This is a genomic window from Sphingomonas sp. DC4900 (assembly GCF_049896485.1).
Lineage (GTDB): Bacteria > Pseudomonadota > Alphaproteobacteria > Sphingomonadales > Sphingomonadaceae > Sphingomonas > Sphingomonas aquatilis.
Map to the genome: position 1 here is coordinate 84,798 of NZ_JAFCUK010000012.1, position 15,547 is coordinate 100,344.

A 15,547-nucleotide genomic window follows, 5' to 3' on the forward strand; every position below is an offset into this window, starting at 1 on the left:
GCGAAACTTGAGAGTTACGCGACACCTCGCACGTGTCGGCCATAAACTATACGCTCCCGGACAGGGGGTGATCGATGGCCAGACGCGATCTGTTAACGGGCGACGAACGCCGCGCGTTGTTCGGCGTGCCCCTCGACCATGCCTCGCTCGCCAAGCATTACACGGTTGCCGATGAGGACCGGCCACTGATCGAAGCGAAGCGCGGCGACGCCAACCGGCTCGGCTTCGCGCTGCACCTCGCCCTGCTGCGTCATCCCGGCTTCGGCATACGCCACGACGATGTCGTCCCCGATTTTCTGATCCGGCACCTGGCCGCGCAACTCGACATCGCGCCCACAGCGTTCGAGGGCTACGCGCATCGCGCCCAGACCCGGCTCGAACACGCCTGGGAGGCGATGGAGCGTTTGCGCCTGCGCGCGTTCGAGGCGGCCGACGTCCCCGGCGCGCTCGGCGCAGCCACCCGCGCGGCGGAAGCGACCGAACGGGGCAAGCCGATCGCCGCGGCAGTGCTGGGCCATTTGCGTGCTGCCCGGATCGTTCTGCCCGCGCCCGCCCGTATCGAGCGGATCGGGGTGGCGGGGCGCGCCATGGCGCGCCGCCTCGCGGCCGACACGCTGGTCGATGCGCTTGCTCCGGAGCAGGTGACGGGGCTGGATGCGTTGCTGATCGTGGACCAGGATCGCAGCACGACGCCGCTCGCGTGGCTGCGCGACACGTCGGACAGCCCGACCGCGCGCAATCTCGCCGGCATTCTCGCCCGGCTCGCGCACGTGCGCCGGCTCGGGCTCGACCCGGGCATGGCCGGCCGCATCCACGAGCACCGCTTCGAGCAGCTCGTGCGCGAAGGCCACGTCGCGCCCGCGTTCCTCCTGTCCGACTACTCGCTCCGCAGAAGGCGCGCGACACTCGCCGCAGCCGTCATCGACCTGGAAGCGCGGCTCGCGGACGCCGCGATCGAGATGTTCGGCAAGCAGACCGGCCTCCTGTTCGCCAGGGCCAGGGCCGCGCAGAAGCGCGGCATCGAGGCGACCACACGCGACGTGAACCGGCTCATGCGGCTGCTGGGCGCCACGGTCGGCGCACTCCGGGTCGCGCGCGAGGACGGGTTGGACGTCTGGGCGGCGCTCGACGACGGGGTGGGCTGGACGAGGCTTCTGGACGCCGAGAGCGAGGCGACCGCGATCGCCGACCTGACTCGCGACGAGCCGCTGATCCGCGCGGCGGGGCGCTACATGACGATGCGGCGCTACGCGCCCGCGTTTTTTGACGCGTTCCGGTTCAAGGCGGCAGGCTCGCGCGACGGCGTGCTCGGCGCGATCAAGGTCGTGCGCGCGCTGAACGCGACCGGGCGGCGAGACGTACCGGCCGATGCGCCCATGCCGTTTTCCAGAAAATGGAAGGCGGCGATCACCGAGGGCGGCGTCATCGACCGCCGTCGCTACGAAACCGCCACGGTCGCGACCGTGCGCGAGCGGCTCCAATCGGGCGACCTGTGGGTGGAGGGTACGCGCGAACACCTGCGCTTCGACAGCTATATGCTCCCGCCCGGCAAAGCGGCCGAGATCGCGCTCACGCTGCCGTTCGACACCGACGTCGGCCGCTACTTGGAGGGGCGCGCCAGGCTGCTCGACTGGCGGTTGCGCCGGTTCGCAGGCTCGCTGAAGCGCGGCACGCTCGACGGCGTGGAGCTGCGGGGCGGTAACCTCAGGGTCAGCCCGCTCGCGGCCGTAACGCCCGCTGCGGCCGACAGGCTGGACGCGGCCGTCGACCGGCTCATGCCCCGCGTGCGCATCACCGAGCTGCTCGCCGAGGTGGAAGCCCGCACCGGGTTCCTGTGCGCATTTCCGGAACTGCGCTCGGGCCGCGCCCACTCCAACCCGCAGGCCGTGCTCGCCGCGATCCTGGCAGACGCGACGAACCTCGGCATCGAGCGCATGGCCAACGCCAGCCAGGGCGTCACCTACGCCCAGCTCGCCTGGACGCATGGCTGGTACGTATCGGAAGAGAATTACGCGGCAGGGCTGCGCCATCTGGTGGACGCGCAAGCCGCGCTGCCGCTCACGCGCGTGTGGGGCGACGGCACCGCGTCGAGCTCGGACGGGCAGTTCTTCCGCTCGGGCAGGCGGGGCGCGGCCGGCAGCACCAACGCGCGCTACGACCGGGAGCCGGGGCAGAAGATCTACGCCCATGTCGCCGATACCTACGCGCCCTACCATGTCCGGCTGATCTCGGCGACCGCGGCGGAGGCGCCCTATGTGCTGGACGGGCTGGTCGCGCACGGCTGCGGCATCGAACCCGCGACCCACTATGCCGATACGGGCGGCGCGTCCGACCACGTGTTCGCGCTCGCGCACCTACTCGGCTTCCGGTTCGTGCCCCGCCTGCGCGATCTAGCCGATCGCCGGCTCGGCCTGTTCCCGGGCACGGCCCGCCCCGAGGCGCTCGCGAAGCTGATCGGGCGCCCGTTCAACATCGCTGCCATCCGCGAAAGCTGGGACGAGATCGTCCGGCTCGCCGCGTCCGTGAAGGCCGGCGTGGTGCTACCGTCGGTCATGCTGAAGAAGCTGGCCGCGTACCGTCGCCAGAACCGGCTCGACTTCGCGCTCCAGGAGCTGGGCCGGATCGAGCGCACCCTGTTCACGCTCGACTGGCTAGAATCCAGGGCGCTCCGCCAGCAGTGTCAGGCTGGGCTCAACAAGGGCGAGGCGCGTCACACGCTCGCCCAAGCCGTGTTCGTCCACAAACAGGGCCGCCTGCGCGATCCGCAGTTCGAGAACCAGGCGCTGAAAGCGTCCGGGCTGACGCTGGTCACCGCCGCGATCGTGTACTGGAACACGCTTTACATGGGCCGCGCCGTCGAGCATCTGCGCGCCAGCGGCGAGCCCGCGCCCGACGAGCTGCTCGCCCATGTAGCCCCGCTAGGCTGGCGACACATCAGCCTGACCGGCGATTACCTCTGGCAAAACGCCGCTGCCGAGCTCGATCAAGACGGCTACCGCGCACTCAACATCGCCGGCGGACCCGGAGCCAAGGTGGCCTGAGCCGCCCTGTTCGCTACCTGTTCAGCTTACCGCTGTCCGTGTCACAAACCTTGAGGTGCTCCCATGTCGGCAGCGAAAACGCCGTGAGTGGCCACAAGTCGGTCAGTAGTGGAATTTTTTTCCATATTGACGGCATACGCGTAAGCTGGCTGCTTCGCGGCATGAAGCGCGCATTACCAATCATGCGTATGCTCACCCTTTTGGCGGTGAGCATATCAACCAGTCCCGGCTATGCGTCACAGCGCAAGGCCGAACTCGTCGCCTTTCGTGAGGTTTCCGACGGGGCCGTGATCGACGTCGGGAGATCCGCTGCGAAGCCCGCGATACCGGCGCTTGCTCCACAAGGTCTGTCGCCCGAGGCGTTGCAATCGGATTTCCTTCAGATCGGCGCGTCTGGAGCGCAGGATCAGCCGATCGATGTCGGTCGATCTTCGATCCCGGTGCCGCTCTGGATGCAGACGGGGCGGGTGATGACAGGCGCGGCGCTGATCGCGCAAAGCGTGGTCGCGCCGTATATGTACAGCCCGTCGGCCTGTACGATGACACCGTACCGGCCGCGCGGTGATCTGGCGCCATGGCAGGAAGCGCGTCGCGCGCGGTATTTTCCGCTGATCTCGGCCGTCGCTTGTGAGGCCGGCGTCCCTACGGGGCTATTCGATGCGCTGGTCGCCCAGGAAAGCCGCTACGATCCGCTGATTGTATCTCCCAAGGGCGCTGTCGGTCTCACCCAGCTGATGCCGGGCACGGCGCGCGGGCTCGGCGTGTTCGACTCCCGCGATCCGTTGTCGAACCTGAGGGGAGGGGCCAGATACCTCCGGGCGCACCTCGACGAGTTCAAGCGCGTCGACCTGGCGCTGGCCGCCTACAACGCCGGACCGGGAAGGGTCCGCACGATGGGACGCATTCCGCCGTTCCGCGAGACGATCGAGTATGTCGCGGCGATCACGCGTGGGTGGAGCAACGGAGCGTTCAGGACAGCCTCGATCCAGACCGCGTCAACGCCGATCGCGGCGACGATGCCGCGGGGCAGGGGGGTGCAGTTGCTGGCCTACACGTCGACCAGCGTGCCGAACCCGAGATAATGGGCGTAGTAGATCGCGATCCCGAGGATCGCCGGCGCGCCGAGCAGATAGTTGATCTGCCAACGCACCCAGAGCCGGGGCGCGACGAGCATTTTGTCCAGCACAGTCGCGGTCGGCAGCTTGCTCGTCCCCGAGCGATAGTCGTGGGCGGTCTTGATCACCGTGAGGATCGCGCACATCGCGACCATGACGCCGACCGCGGCGTAGAGCGAGAGCCAGGCCTGTAATGTCGCTTGGGGCATGCTGACCACCTAACAGCAGGATGCTGACGATCGCTTAACCGTCGAGGCGCGGGTAAGTTACCGGATCGCGCTCCAACATCGGTCGAGGTCAGCGCCGGCGGGCAGGGTGGCGACCGGTCCTGCATCAATGCGCTGCCATCCGCTCGGTCCTGAACCCCCACAGGCTCCTGGGCAGATCGAGCTCGCCGCGTTTTGCGCGAGCGATCATCCCTGCGAAATACGCCCCCGGCGTCAGCCGGATCTCGTCGCGGCTGTACCGTTCGGCCGTGATCATGACCGCAACCGCCGCGCCGTCGCGGCCCAGCTCGTCAAGCGCCTCGACCCAGGTCCCGGTGCGGATACCGAGATCGTGCCGCAGCCGCGAGGCAGCGTGGTGAATGTCGGCCCACCCCGGCGAGGGGGAGGGGAGGTACATTGCCGCGGTCGGGAACATTTCCTTCAAATCCGAAGGCTTCACCTTGAACCGGCTGTTCGACGGCGAGGCCGGGAGCACGGCCTGTTTGGGCTGCTCCGGGTCCGGGTCGGAACTACAATCGCGAACAGCATGTACGGAATCTTCAAGGGGAATGGTTTGTATATGTATGAAGGGATCGTCAGATGACCCCGAGGGGTTATTTTCTGGTGGAAACATGAACCGATCGACGGTCTCGCCAACCTGATCCTCAAGAGTGTCGAGACGGTCGAGCGCGCCCTGATAGCCATCGCTGTCGCCCATCGCCTTCGCCTGTCCCGCGGTGAAGGCGATCGCGTCGATCGTTTCCTGCAACCGCATCCAGTGCGGCCCGGCGAGCTTCATCTCGGCCGCTTGCGCCAGTGCCTGACCGACGAGGCGGCGGACGCGCGCGATCTCCTTCTTGCCGGTCTTGAAGAGCGCATGGAGCGCGTTGAGCCGGTCACCAGCCTCCTTCAGTTCGGCGTAGCGCAGACGGACAGGTGACAGGTCGAGGCCATAGGCTTCCACGATTGCGCCGTCGCGATCCCTGTAGCCGCTCCTGCGGCCATGCGCGCTGTCACGCGCAAGAAGGAGGCCCGCTTCACGCAATTCACGCAGCCGCGCCTTGATGCAGGCTACCGATTTGCGGGCGGTGTCGGCGAGGTGCTGGTTGCTCGGCCACACGATGAGCAACCGACCTTCGGTCCAATCGGCTTCCCACGTCAGCTGGATGAGGTCCATCAGCGTCTCGATCGCGCCGGGACTGACGCCGATCGCGCCGCGCAAGGCCTTCACGACGTTACGGGCATCGCGCTTGGACACCTCGATGTCAGTGTCATCCACGACTTTCATCCGTCGTGTCAGCTCGCGCGTGAGCGCCGTAATCGGCCGTGCGCCGGTGCGGCCGGTGAAAGCCGTCTGGGTGTAGGTCATCGTTCGTCCCCTCGGATGGAGGGACCGTCAGCAGGCAAAACTCGTGCGTGGCGCGAAGCGCGCTCCCTTGAACCGGGGATCGGGATCGGCTAGATGGAGGGTCTTGTGGGAGACCGGTCAGCGTTTGCAGACGCTGCCACCTATCGGTTCCAGGGTGCCCGGCCTTCGTGCCGGGCATTCGTTTATGTGGTCACGGTCGCTATCCTGATCTCGCCGATCATTAGAAATCGGTGAACATACCCTGCGATATTTTCAGAGCGCCGGAAACTGCGAAGGTTTGTGGTTTCGATGACATCAAAGCCGAAATATCTGTGGTTTCGGTGACATCGAGGTCTGAAAACCTGAGGTTTCAATGACAACCTTCCTCAGATCCGGTTCTAAACTCTGTGTGGGGATCTTCGCTGGCCGTCGATGATTCGCCTACGCGGCATCTGATTCGCGTTGGCTGATCGGGACCGGCACTATGGTGATCCGATCATCGGCAACGGGCATCCGAGCGCCTGGTTGTTCCTCGACGTACAATGTAAATCCCGGTATGGCATTCTGCTCGGCCGCGTCTTTCAGAAGGCGCTTAAAGCTCCGGCAGGGGCTTTGATATCCAGTCTGTAGCCGTAGATCGCCGAGCGTTAGTGATACAGGGCCGTCAATGCATAATGCAGACGCTACCTCATAGAGGCGACGATTGACGGGACTTAGCTGGAAGTAGGCCGGTGCATACTTCAATATGTCCCGGTCCTTCATGATGGCCCGATGTAGCCAATCGCAAAGGCGAACTCTGACGGCCTTCAGGCGGCGAGTCCCGTCCTTTGATTTAGAGTATTTCAGTTGGACATTTTCGACCCACGAGAAAAAGCCTGCGACTCCCTCACCACCGGTCTCGATGTCGGTCTTGATCTGAGTACTCTGCAAGCGCTCGAGTGACTCGAACAATCGATTATATGCTTTGGCTGATACGGGCGTGCCAGTGACTCTGAACAGGTCATGGCCCGTGAATTGGAAATCCTGACCTACGGCTCCTCCTTCCTCTAGACGGCTAGCCATAAGGCTGGCGATGTAGAGTAGGACCTCTTTGTCATAGATTGTTGCTACGCCCCGATGCCCGGGATTTACTTCGATCGTCACATTGTTGGCAGTGTATCGTAATTGGGTCGTCCAGGCGTTCTTACTCAATGCGAAAAATGGATACGCCATGAGGGAGCGCTCGCCACGAACACCGCCGCGAAGGGGACTATCCAGTGAAAACAAATCACCCTGGACTGGCGTGTGGGGTGCTTCTGCCAAGCCCTTTTGGCTGACCTCTGAAGCCTGTTTACCACTAGACGATATCCGTTTGACGACAGCCTTAGCCATTTGCCGCACGTTCCCGTCGATAGCGCGGAAAGCCGGATGATGTCATCGAAACCACAAACGGTTTGATGAAGGTTGCGGACATGGGTCGCTCATCCGACACAGGCCGTCGGCGGATGTCATCGAAACCACAGATAGCTGTCCTCTGCCCCCCCCATTCAAGGAGGGTGAACCCGGTATCGGCACCGTCGATCTGTGGTTTCGATGACATCCCGTGAGCGGAAAATGCCGCTGGAGAGATTCTTGTGAACCATCTGATTTGCGACGCCCTCATGGGAATACCGCCGCTCGTGACCGCGATCGGCCGATCCCGTTGGAAGTTGTCAACAAAGCGCACTTCTCAAAACCCATTTCCGTTAGTAACTCAGTGGCAGGGCCGTTGTCGATGAGTTTCGGGAAAATTGCATGTTGATCGGTTATGCGCGGGTGTCGACGGCCGACCAGGATCTGACGCCCCAGATCGAGGCATTGAAGCAAGCCGGCTGCGAGCGGCTCTATTCCGACAAGGCCAGCGGCGCGAAAGTGAATCGTCCTGGCCTCGCCGAAGCGATTGCCTATGCGCGATCGGGTGACGTGCTGGTCGTGTGGAAGCTGGACCGCCTCGGCCGCACCATGAAGGGGCTGGTCGATTTGTCGGCCGACCTCGACGAGAAGGGGATCGGGCTGCGTTCGATCACCGATGGAATCGACACTTCGGGAACGGCGGGGCGGCTCGTCTTCAACATCCTGGCGGCGATGGCCCAGATGGAACGCGAGCTGGTCCGCGAGCGGACCACTGCTGCGCTGGCCGTCGCACGGCGCAAGGGCCGGTTCGGCGGGCGAAAGACGATGATGACCGAAGAGCGCCGGAACGCGGCCACCAAGCTGCTCAAGACGGAGATGTCGTCGCGCGAGATCGCGCGCGCGATCGGCGTCTCGATCTCGACCTTTTACAGGCATTTTCCCGCGCGATAGCTGCGGTGCCGACGCGTGCGGCGTATCACGGGAATGGGCGCGCAGCTGGCTGCTCAAGAATAACCCGGTTGCCCAAGCCATTCGAAGCCCGTGCCAGCGCATCGGCTGCGTCTGCAATCAGATCCTCGGAGACAGCGTTGGGGGCGAGTACGAGCCCCGCCGAGCATGTCACCTCGCCGATCGGCGTCTCATTCTCGACGCGCTGCAGCTTTCGCCTCGAGAATGCCTTGCGGGCTGCGTTCAGCATATCGCGGGCGGCTTCGGGGTCGCAGTTGTCGAACACGATGGCGATCCGCTTTGCCTCCCAGCGGCCGACCCGGTGCGGCATGCAATGATCCCGCAATGTCTGGCCCAGCGCGCGCAGGACCCGCTCGACGACGCCGATCCCATGAGCCGCCCCGATCGAGGTGACCTGATCGAGCGCAACCAGCGCAAGAAGGGTAGGGCCTTCCCGCCCGAGTGCGGCGGTGAGCACCGAGTCGATCGCGATGCGGTTGAGGAGCGAGGTAGCAGGATCGATGTCGGTATCGACGCCCAGCGAGCGTAGGCGCTCGCGGACTAGCGCCGTCTGAAGGCTCAGCTGCTTCAACCGCTCTTCGGCGCGCTCGGCCTGGGCAGTCATCCGAGCGACCGCGCTGTGAATGTTGCCGTCTGTCGAGACCAGTTCGGCCGCGGTGAGCGTGAGCGATTTGACGAAGGCATTGGCTTCCTGGGCGGTTGCCCCGATGATGTGCATGACCTCCGTGGAAAGCTCACCGATCGTCGTCGCGGTGCCATGGAGATCCGCTGGTGCCGAAATTGCTCGCACGTCTTCCTGTCGGAGGCGATAACCGCCGTCGATCAGATTGGCGACGACCATGAAATGGGCCTCGTCAGCACCTTCGAAATAGGTGTGAGCGAAGCCGTAATTCTCGGGGCTGTGCGGCAGTCGATGCTCGTCGAGAAAATCGACAATGGCATGACCCGATTCGTCGGCTGGCGGACTGGTGCGCAGATCCATCAGAGGCCTCTATCGCCGTTCCGACACAAGGATGTCGTGCCACAGGAACAGATCGCGGTCGATGAGTTCGAGAAGTGCGTTGATAGCGGCCTCGCGGGAGCCAAGTTGATAGCGACGCTGGATCTCGTCCGCGACTCGCAGCGATGCAGGGGAGAGCGCGTAGGTGGACCGCTTGTAACCCGCAGCATCCTCGCGTTCTTTTTTGCGGCGCATCGATAGGGTCGACCGCGCGGGTTTCGGCTGAGAGTCCATATCGCCCTCTAAGCGAAACAGGTGTCACTCTCCAAAGCTCGTTTGATGGGAACGGAGTTCACCACCGGAATTGGTTCAGTTTGCTCCGGTCCGGGGCGGGGGAACCGAATTGAGCATGTTCATCAGGATGGATTGCAAAACCCGCTCGATCGCTTCGGGAGCAAGCCCATCGCCTTTCACCTGCTCGGCGAGCGACAGTAACTGGGGGCAGGAAGCTTCGACGAAGCGGCACGCGACGAGGTAGATCTTGTCGAAGTTGTCATCGAAATAGGCGAGGGGCGTCTTCATCCAGACTGCGGCAAGAAACGCACGTTGCCGGTCGATCTCCAGGATCTCCATGACCCTTATCTGCATCGCGGCCGTAAAGCTGGCGCGACCGGATTTGACCTTTCCGATGAGACTGACGCTTTTCCCGAGTCTCCGGGCCATTTCGACATTGGTTACGCCACGGCGATTCCACTGCTCGATGATAAGCGGATAGTAGAAGTCTGTCTCGGTCTGTCGGCTTGCTGCATTCCTCTGGTCAGTCATGACGACCCCCCTTCTGGGCGCTATATACGGTTATAGCCCGAGAGGCTGTCAATATTTTTTTTAGCGTTAGTCGGAACTCTTCGACGAATCGCACAATCGAAGACGCACAGCATCGACACGGTGAGCAGGAAACGCGCTGTGGCAGGGGTGGTGGGGTCGGTAGTGGCCCTGTCCCGCGCGGCCTGGAAAAGCGCCTTCTGATCGATCTGAATGCGGAAACCGACCCGGTTTTCACCATTGTCCTCGATCGTCGCGGCGCGTTCGAGCATCAGCTCGAAATCCGGCATATCCAAGAATTTCTCCAGTCCATACAGGGCGGTAGAGGAAACGGTCTCAAACCGTCGCGTTGCCAGCGACCGGGTTCTGATCGCTTCTGTTGTGAGACGGAACAGCTCATCGCTGACCCGGAAGGCGTAGATCACATTCGACATGGGGAACGGATAACCCGAGTGCGGGCGAGCGCATACCATCTGGATTGATAGTTTCTCGAATCAATCATTGCCGCACGACCGGGGGTGGTCATTCCAGTTTCGCAACGAAGGCGGTAAAAAAATTCCGCAGGTGGTAAAAAAATTACCTGCCCTATGTTTGTCTGAGACCCATCGCGTCAGTTTTTGGCGGAAATGCGTAGTCGGGCTTTCCCGCAGTCAAAGTTGATACGGTAATTTTTTTCCGTCTTGTCGAGGGTCAATACTTGCGAAATCCTTAGGGAGACGACGCGCTTGTGCTTCGTCTTTCAAGGGGAAAGAGCATGTCTGCACTTTCAATGCCGAAGGGTGGCCAGATCAATGGCGTCCTTCTCGGCCTGGCGATCATCGCGATGGTGATGGTCCTGGGCGCGTCGGCGGCGTTCGCCGGCGCCGATACGACGTTCAATACCGCGCTGACGAAGTTCACGGACTTCCTCGAGGGCTCGGGCGGCAAGATCATCACCGTCATGAGCCTGGCCGGCGGCATCGTCGCGCTGGCGTCGGGCCGCTTCAGCCTCGGCCAGGTGGCCGTTCCCGTCGCCGTCGGTGTCGGCGCGGGCACGGGTATCCCGATCGTCACCTCGACCGTCACCGCGACGATCTGAGGCGTCGGCTGGATCAACCGCTGGGAGGGCGGCTTAGCTTATGGACCGGTACACCATCCCTTCGCATCTCGACGACCCGGAGCTGATCGGCTTCTGGACGCTGGACGAGTTCCTCGCGATGGCGATCCCCTTCATCTGGGGGATCCTGTCGCAGCACGTCGTGATCGGACTGATGGTCTCGTTGCTCGGCTGGTGGGGTTTTCGGAAACTCAAAGCCGGCAAGGCCACGTCGTGGATTCTCCACATGGCCTACTGGCACCTGCCGTCGAGTTTTACCGGGCTGAAGGCGACGCCGCCCTCCCACCTTCGCGTGATGGTGGGCTAAATGGATTATTCTGTCGGTCTCGCGCAGTCGCAGCGCGTCCTCAAGCAGCGCAACATGCTCGGCATCGTCGCGCTGGTCCTCGCGGGCCTCGTGGTGCTGCTGTTCCTAGTCGGCGCGACCCGTGACCGGGAGATCGTCCTGCAGCCGATCGTCCGCTCCCCGTTGACGCTCTCGTCGAGCGGGGTCAGCGAGCAGTATCTGGAGATGGTCACGCGCGACACCGCGCTGATGACGCTCAACCGCTCGCCCGAAAATCTCGAATACTGGATGGACTCGATCCTGGCGATCGCCACGCCGGAAGCACATGGTTCGCTCAAGCGCGACCTGATGAAGATCCTCAACGAGCAGCGCGGATCGAGCATCAGCCAGTATTTCACGCTCGCCGGCATGAAGGTCGATCCCGAGAAACTGACCTCGGAAGTGACCGGCACGCTGCACACCGTCGTCGGCTCGAAGTCGGTCACCGCCGAGCCGAAGACCTTCCGCTTCTATTGGGCGTATCGCGGCCTGACCCTCCAGCTCAAGGGCTTCGGGATGGTCACCAAGGCCGACAAGGACGCCGCGGCAACCATCGGAGACGACGCATGACCGCCTGGGTCGCAGTCGGGCTGATCGGGGGCGGGACCGCCTTCGCATCGCGCCTGTGTTCGCTATCGCGCCTGATCGGGGCGGGGATGATCGTGGCGGGCGGCGTGGTCCTCGCCGCGCCGGCCTTCGCCGACGAGCATGTGCTGGCAAAGGACAACAGCGAGGTCGCCTGCACGATGTCGAAGTCGGGGCTGACCCGCGTCAGCCTCAAGGACGATCGCTTCGCCAGCGTCTCGAAGCTGACCACCGGGGTCGATACCGACGATTTCACCGTGGTCAATGAACCGACCCGGGGCGACATCTATGTGTCGGTCCCGGAAGCCTATTCGCGGCCGAACGTGTCGTTCTTCGGCACGACGTCGAAGGGTTATGTGTACAAATTCTCGTGCCGGCTCGCCGGCGACGACGCGCAGCAGGTGTTCGTCGAGAACAAGGATATCGGTGGCGCCGCGGAAACGCAGGTCGCGGCCGTCGCGGCATCGCCGCAGGAGGCGTCCGCCACGCTGGTCCAGGCGATGTTCCAGTCCGCGCCGCTCGAAGGGTTCGAGGTCAGGCCCGCGGTCACCGACCCGGTGATGATTGGCTCGCTCAAGGTCCAGATGGTCGCCGAGTATCGCGGCGCCAGCCTCGCAGGCCGCACGCTCAGGATCGAGAACCGGGGCAAGGTTCCGGTCGCGCTGGGCGAGGGAACGATCGCACCGTCGAACGCGATCGCGGTCTCGGTCGCCAACCCCAACCTCAAGCCCGGTGAAGCCACCACCGCCTATATCGTCACGCCTTCGGGCCTCGCCAACGGAGTGCGGCCATGAGCCTCAAGGACATCTTCCAGCGTAACCGTGCCAAGCAGCTCGATACCGAGCCGGAGGAGGGCGGGGACAGCGAGCTGATGGCCGGCAACGATGCCGTCCGCAAGAAGCAGCTGCTCTACCTCGGCTGTGGTGGCGCCGTCGCGCTGGTGCTGGGCTCCTGGTACGTCATGGGCGACGATGCCAAGCTGAAGCCGGTCGGCACCGACGGGAAGGAGGTGAAGATCACCACCGACGACATGGTCAACCGGAACATGTCGCAGCGTGAATGGCAGGCCGCATCCGAAGCGCAGATGCAGTCGATCAACAATCAGCTGAAGGGCGTCGACGGCCAGCGCGCGCAGATGGAGCAGTTGCAGGCGCAGATCGCCGCGCTCCAGGGCGAGAAGCAGTCGATGGCGAGCGATGGCCAGCGGGTCATGAGCGCCTATCAGCAGGAGAACGACCAGCTTCGCCAGCAGATCGCGCAGCGTAACGCCGCGCCGGCCGCGCCGGCTCCGACGCAGATGTATGGCCCCGGCCAGCCCAATTACCGCACTCCCGGCGCGCCGATGACGGCGGGCGAGGCGGCAGCGGCTGCGGTGTCGCAGTCGCGCTCGATCAAGCTGGTGTCGTTCGAGGGCGGCCCCTCGGGCACCGCGACTCGGATCTCGGGTGGCACGACCAGCTACACCGACAGCCCCAATTACCTGCCGCCCAACTCGATCGCGAAGGCGAAGGTCATCGTCGGCGTCGACGCCTCGGCGGGGGTGCAGTCGCAGACCGATCCGCTGCCGGTGATCCTGCGCATCACCGGCCCGGCGCGCTCGGTCTACCAGAACGGCAAGCTGCTCACGACGCGGATCGAAGGCTGCGTCATCAACGGCGCGGCGCGCGGCGATCTCTCTTCCGAGAAGGTCTATGTGAAGCTGCAGCGGATGACCTGTCCGCAGGCCAATGGCCGGTTCGCGGTGTCGGACGTGAAGGGCTTCATCAGCTTCGCCGGCAAGACCGGCGTGCGCGGCCGTGTCGTCAGTCGCGAGGGCTCCTTGGCGATGCAAGCTTTCTTTGCTGGGCTTGTAGGTGGTGCAGGCAATGCGCTGAACACTGCCTTCAACCAGCCACTCGCAACCTTCGAGACAGACGGCAAAGGAGGGATCAATCGCACCCCGAGCATCGGCAACGTCGGTTTGCGCGCTTTGGGCGGCGGCGCCGACCAGAGCGGTCGAACAGTTTCCAAATACCTGATCGAGCGCGCCGAACAGTACCAGCCCATCATCGAGATGCCGACCGGCATCGATGTCGAGATCGTCTTCCTCGAAGGCGTCTTCATCCAGAACTGAGCCCGGAAGGAGGCGGTCACATGGCAAATACTATCATGATCGGCGCGATGGCGGGGGCGGCGATGCTGCTGACCGGCTCGGCCGAAGCGCCGATCGGCGCGCAGGTCCAGGTCGCGCTGCAGAAGCGGCTTCCCAAGACCAAGGTCGATGCGATCGACTGCTCCAAGGTCGACGGGCTGTGCGAGGTCGTGGCGGGTGCGAACTTGTTCTACGTCGACAAGTCGGCGCGCTATCTCGTCATCGGCCGCGTCTATGACATGGAGACGCGGCAGGATCTGACCGCCGCCAAGCTGCTCGCGCTCAATCCCGATATGCTGGTGGGCGGCGCGGCAAAGGCCAATGCCACGGCCGATGCGCCCGAGGCCGGCGCGGCGAGGGCGGGTGCGCGCGTCACGACCCAGCCCGCTGTCGCCCGCACGCTCGATGTGACGCGGCTGTCGAGCAAGGGTGCGATCGTGTGGGGTTCGGGCACGCAGACGGTCACCGTCTTCTCCGATTTCCACTGCGGCTACTGCCGCGCGCTCAGTCAGGCGCTCGAGACGATGAACGTGCGCGTCATCGAGCGCCCGATCTCGGTGCTGGGAAGCCGCGAGATCGCCGAGCAGGTGCTGTGCGCCCGCGATCGTCATGCGGCGGTCCGCGCGGCCTATGCGCAGAACCCGGTCCCGGCAGGCGCGAAGTGCGACACCAGCGGTCTCGATGAGAACGAGGCGTTCGCCAAGGCGCACGGCATCAACGGGACGCCCGTCATCGTCCGCTCCGACGGGGCGGTGATCGAGGGCTTCAAGCCCAAGGCCCAGCTCGTCGAATGGTTGAAGGGAGCCAAGTCGTGACCCGATCCGTGATCCGCCTGCCGGCCTGCCCGGTTTCCGACTATCGCCCGCACGCCCGCGCCAAGCGTATCGCCGCGCTGGCGATGACCGCGAGCCTGGGACTGCTCGCCAGCTGTACGACGCTGGGCACCAACATCTCGGGCAAGTTCGCGTGCGGCGCGCCCGAGGGTGGCAGCTGCTCGCCGGCGACCGTCATCGATGACAAGGCGCTGGCCGAGATCACTGGCGACAGTGGCTATCATCCCGCAGGACCGTACCAGGCACCCGCGCGCAACAGCGGTGGTACGCAGCGGATCGCCTATGCCTCGACGCCGGTGCCGGCGCAGGCGGCGGGGGTCGGGCCGCAGAAGGTGTTGCGGATCGTGTTCCCCTCGCATGTCGACGCGGCTGGGCGCTTCCACGAGACCGCGGTCGTGCAGGCGGTGGTCGACAACGGCCAGTGGCTGGCGGCGACCGACGGCCACGGTTCGGCGCTTGCCGCGACGCAGACGCTCAACGTCAGCCCCGAGATCCTCTCGCAGCTCGGCGCGCCGATCGCCGCGCTTCCCCCGGTGCCCGCCGAGGTCGCGCAGGTCGCCGCCCCGGCAGCGGCCGCAGGTGCGGCGAGCGCGGTCGGCGCACCAAGTGCGGCAGCGGTCGCGGCCGCGCGGGCCAGGGCGCGCGACGCGGCTGCTGGCAAGGGTGTGCCGATCGCCGCGACGCAGAAGCCGGCTTCGCCCGAACTCGCGTCGAGCACGCCGGGTAACCGCCCAGCGACCTTCTCGCCGCGCGTGGAGGACTGAT

General features: G+C 64.5%; 17 protein-coding genes. 10 read left to right on the plus strand and 7 right to left on the minus strand.

The genetic code is table 11. The features are described from left to right. Window positions 1-74: 74 nt before the first annotated feature. A complete protein-coding gene (locus ACP690_RS13725) occupies window positions 75-3,041 on the plus strand; it encodes a Tn3 family transposase (protein WP_018250482.1) in 2,967 nt (988 codons plus the stop codon). An 83-nt stretch (window positions 3,042-3,124) separates the two neighbouring features. Next, window positions 3,125-4,123, plus strand: coding sequence for a lytic transglycosylase domain-containing protein (locus ACP690_RS13730; protein ID WP_426289852.1), 999 nt, complete (start codon window positions 3,125-3,127; stop codon window positions 4,121-4,123). On the opposite strand, the gene ACP690_RS13735 is transcribed toward ACP690_RS13730, so the two are convergent. From ACP690_RS13735 to ACP690_RS13745, 3 genes are all read right to left on the minus strand, one after another. Further along, entirely contained in the window at window positions 4,090-4,365 is a 276-nt protein-coding gene (locus ACP690_RS13735; RefSeq protein WP_024310632.1) for a hypothetical protein, read from the minus strand. The genes ACP690_RS13730 and ACP690_RS13735 overlap by 34 nt on opposite strands. Window positions 4,366-4,489: 124 nt before the next feature. After that, window positions 4,490-5,731 (minus strand): plasmid replication protein RepC, encoded by a 1,242-nt coding sequence (repC, locus tag ACP690_RS13740; protein ID WP_024310631.1) that lies wholly within the window; start codon window positions 5,729-5,731, stop codon window positions 4,490-4,492. Between the two features lie 420 nt (window positions 5,732-6,151). Next, complete coding sequence (locus ACP690_RS13745) at window positions 6,152-7,081, minus strand: replication initiator protein A (RefSeq protein WP_081643420.1); 930 nt, start codon at window positions 7,079-7,081, stop codon at window positions 6,152-6,154. A 402-nt stretch (window positions 7,082-7,483) separates the two neighbouring features. Between ACP690_RS13745 and ACP690_RS13750 the strand changes: the two genes are divergently transcribed. Further along, complete coding sequence (locus tag ACP690_RS13750) at window positions 7,484-8,032, plus strand: recombinase family protein (protein ID WP_024310630.1); 549 nt, start codon at window positions 7,484-7,486, stop codon at window positions 8,030-8,032. Between the two features lie 25 nt (window positions 8,033-8,057). Here the strand turns inward: ACP690_RS13750 and ACP690_RS13755 are convergent, their stop codons facing one another. The 4 genes from ACP690_RS13755 to ACP690_RS13770 form a co-directional block, all read right to left on the minus strand. Next, window positions 8,058-9,032 (minus strand): GGDEF domain-containing protein, encoded by a 975-nt coding sequence (locus ACP690_RS13755; protein WP_024310629.1) that lies wholly within the window; start codon window positions 9,030-9,032, stop codon window positions 8,058-8,060. A 9-nt stretch (window positions 9,033-9,041) separates the two neighbouring features. Further along, window positions 9,042-9,245 carry a hypothetical protein gene (locus ACP690_RS13760; RefSeq protein WP_010409268.1) on the minus strand — a complete coding sequence of 68 codons (204 nt, stop codon included), beginning with the start codon at window positions 9,243-9,245 and terminating at the stop codon, window positions 9,042-9,044. Window positions 9,246-9,359: 114 nt separating this feature from the next. Continuing rightward, window positions 9,360-9,815, minus strand: a complete 456-nt coding sequence (locus tag ACP690_RS13765; RefSeq protein WP_024310627.1) for a helix-turn-helix domain-containing protein — start codon at window positions 9,813-9,815, stop codon at window positions 9,360-9,362. A gap of 20 nt (window positions 9,816-9,835) precedes the next feature. Beyond that, the gene (locus ACP690_RS13770) at window positions 9,836-10,237 is read right to left on the minus strand and encodes a hypothetical protein (protein WP_426261809.1); all 402 of its coding nucleotides are present in this window, start codon (window positions 10,235-10,237) and stop codon (window positions 9,836-9,838) included. A gap of 398 nt (window positions 10,238-10,635) precedes the next feature. Here ACP690_RS13770 and ACP690_RS13775 point away from each other — a divergent pair, with 398 nt between their 5' ends. Genes ACP690_RS13775 through ACP690_RS13805 form a run of 7 tightly spaced genes read left to right on the plus strand, consistent with a single transcriptional unit; the run spans window position 10,636 to window position 15,546 of the window. Further along, window positions 10,636-10,890: a hypothetical protein gene (locus tag ACP690_RS13775; protein WP_371262956.1), complete on the plus strand. Its 255-nt coding sequence runs from the start codon at window positions 10,636-10,638 to the stop codon at window positions 10,888-10,890. Between the two features lie 40 nt (window positions 10,891-10,930). Further along, on the plus strand, window positions 10,931-11,215 hold the full coding sequence (gene traL, locus ACP690_RS13780; RefSeq protein WP_007406330.1) for a type IV conjugative transfer system protein TraL: 285 nt from the start codon (window positions 10,931-10,933) through the stop codon (window positions 11,213-11,215). Beyond that, window positions 11,216-11,803, plus strand: a complete 588-nt coding sequence (locus tag ACP690_RS13785) for a type IV conjugative transfer system protein TraE (protein ID WP_007406332.1) — start codon at window positions 11,216-11,218, stop codon at window positions 11,801-11,803. It abuts the gene before it with no gap. Next, on the plus strand, window positions 11,800-12,612 hold the full coding sequence (locus ACP690_RS13790) for a type-F conjugative transfer system secretin TraK (protein WP_007406304.1): 813 nt from the start codon (window positions 11,800-11,802) through the stop codon (window positions 12,610-12,612). The genes ACP690_RS13785 and ACP690_RS13790 overlap by 4 nt, the downstream gene beginning before the upstream one ends. Next, window positions 12,609-13,931 carry a TraB/VirB10 family protein gene (locus tag ACP690_RS13795; RefSeq protein ID WP_024310625.1) on the plus strand — a complete coding sequence of 441 codons (1,323 nt, stop codon included), beginning with the start codon at window positions 12,609-12,611 and terminating at the stop codon, window positions 13,929-13,931. The genes ACP690_RS13790 and ACP690_RS13795 overlap by 4 nt, the downstream gene beginning before the upstream one ends. Window positions 13,932-13,951: 20 nt before the next feature. After that, complete coding sequence (locus ACP690_RS13800; protein WP_029721168.1) at window positions 13,952-14,764, plus strand: DsbC family protein; 813 nt, start codon at window positions 13,952-13,954, stop codon at window positions 14,762-14,764. Continuing rightward, on the plus strand, window positions 14,761-15,546 hold the full coding sequence (locus tag ACP690_RS13805; RefSeq protein ID WP_024310623.1) for a conjugal transfer protein: 786 nt from the start codon (window positions 14,761-14,763) through the stop codon (window positions 15,544-15,546). Before ACP690_RS13800 ends, ACP690_RS13805 begins: the two co-directional genes overlap by 4 nt. The last annotated feature ends 1 nt before the right edge of the window (window position 15,547 follow it).

What these genes read in the sequence shown, in the direction of transcription:
- ACP690_RS13725 (WP_018250482.1), top strand. Translation starts at nt 75, where the DNA reads ATGGCCAGACGCGATCTGTTAACGGGCGACGAACGCCGCGCGTTGTTC.
- ACP690_RS13735 (WP_024310632.1), bottom strand. Translation starts at nt 4,365, where the DNA reads ATGCCCCAAGCGACATTACAGGCCTGGCTCTCGCTCTACGCCGCGGTC.
- repC (WP_024310631.1), bottom strand. Translation starts at nt 5,731, where the DNA reads ATGACCTACACCCAGACGGCTTTCACCGGCCGCACCGGCGCACGGCCG.
- ACP690_RS13745 (WP_081643420.1), bottom strand. Translation starts at nt 7,081, where the DNA reads ATGGCTAAGGCTGTCGTCAAACGGATATCGTCTAGTGGTAAACAGGCT.
- ACP690_RS13750 (WP_024310630.1), top strand. Translation starts at nt 7,484, where the DNA reads ATGTTGATCGGTTATGCGCGGGTGTCGACGGCCGACCAGGATCTGACG.
- ACP690_RS13755 (WP_024310629.1), bottom strand. Translation starts at nt 9,032, where the DNA reads ATGGATCTGCGCACCAGTCCGCCAGCCGACGAATCGGGTCATGCCATT.
- ACP690_RS13760 (WP_010409268.1), bottom strand. Translation starts at nt 9,245, where the DNA reads ATGCGCCGCAAAAAAGAACGCGAGGATGCTGCGGGTTACAAGCGGTCC.
- ACP690_RS13765 (WP_024310627.1), bottom strand. Translation starts at nt 9,815, where the DNA reads ATGACTGACCAGAGGAATGCAGCAAGCCGACAGACCGAGACAGACTTC.
- ACP690_RS13775 (WP_371262956.1), top strand. Translation starts at nt 10,636, where the DNA reads ATGGTGATGGTCCTGGGCGCGTCGGCGGCGTTCGCCGGCGCCGATACG.
- traL (WP_007406330.1), top strand. Translation starts at nt 10,931, where the DNA reads ATGGACCGGTACACCATCCCTTCGCATCTCGACGACCCGGAGCTGATC.
- ACP690_RS13785 (WP_007406332.1), top strand. Translation starts at nt 11,216, where the DNA reads ATGGATTATTCTGTCGGTCTCGCGCAGTCGCAGCGCGTCCTCAAGCAG.
- ACP690_RS13790 (WP_007406304.1), top strand. Translation starts at nt 11,800, where the DNA reads ATGACCGCCTGGGTCGCAGTCGGGCTGATCGGGGGCGGGACCGCCTTC.
- ACP690_RS13795 (WP_024310625.1), top strand. Translation starts at nt 12,609, where the DNA reads ATGAGCCTCAAGGACATCTTCCAGCGTAACCGTGCCAAGCAGCTCGAT.
- ACP690_RS13800 (WP_029721168.1), top strand. Translation starts at nt 13,952, where the DNA reads ATGGCAAATACTATCATGATCGGCGCGATGGCGGGGGCGGCGATGCTG.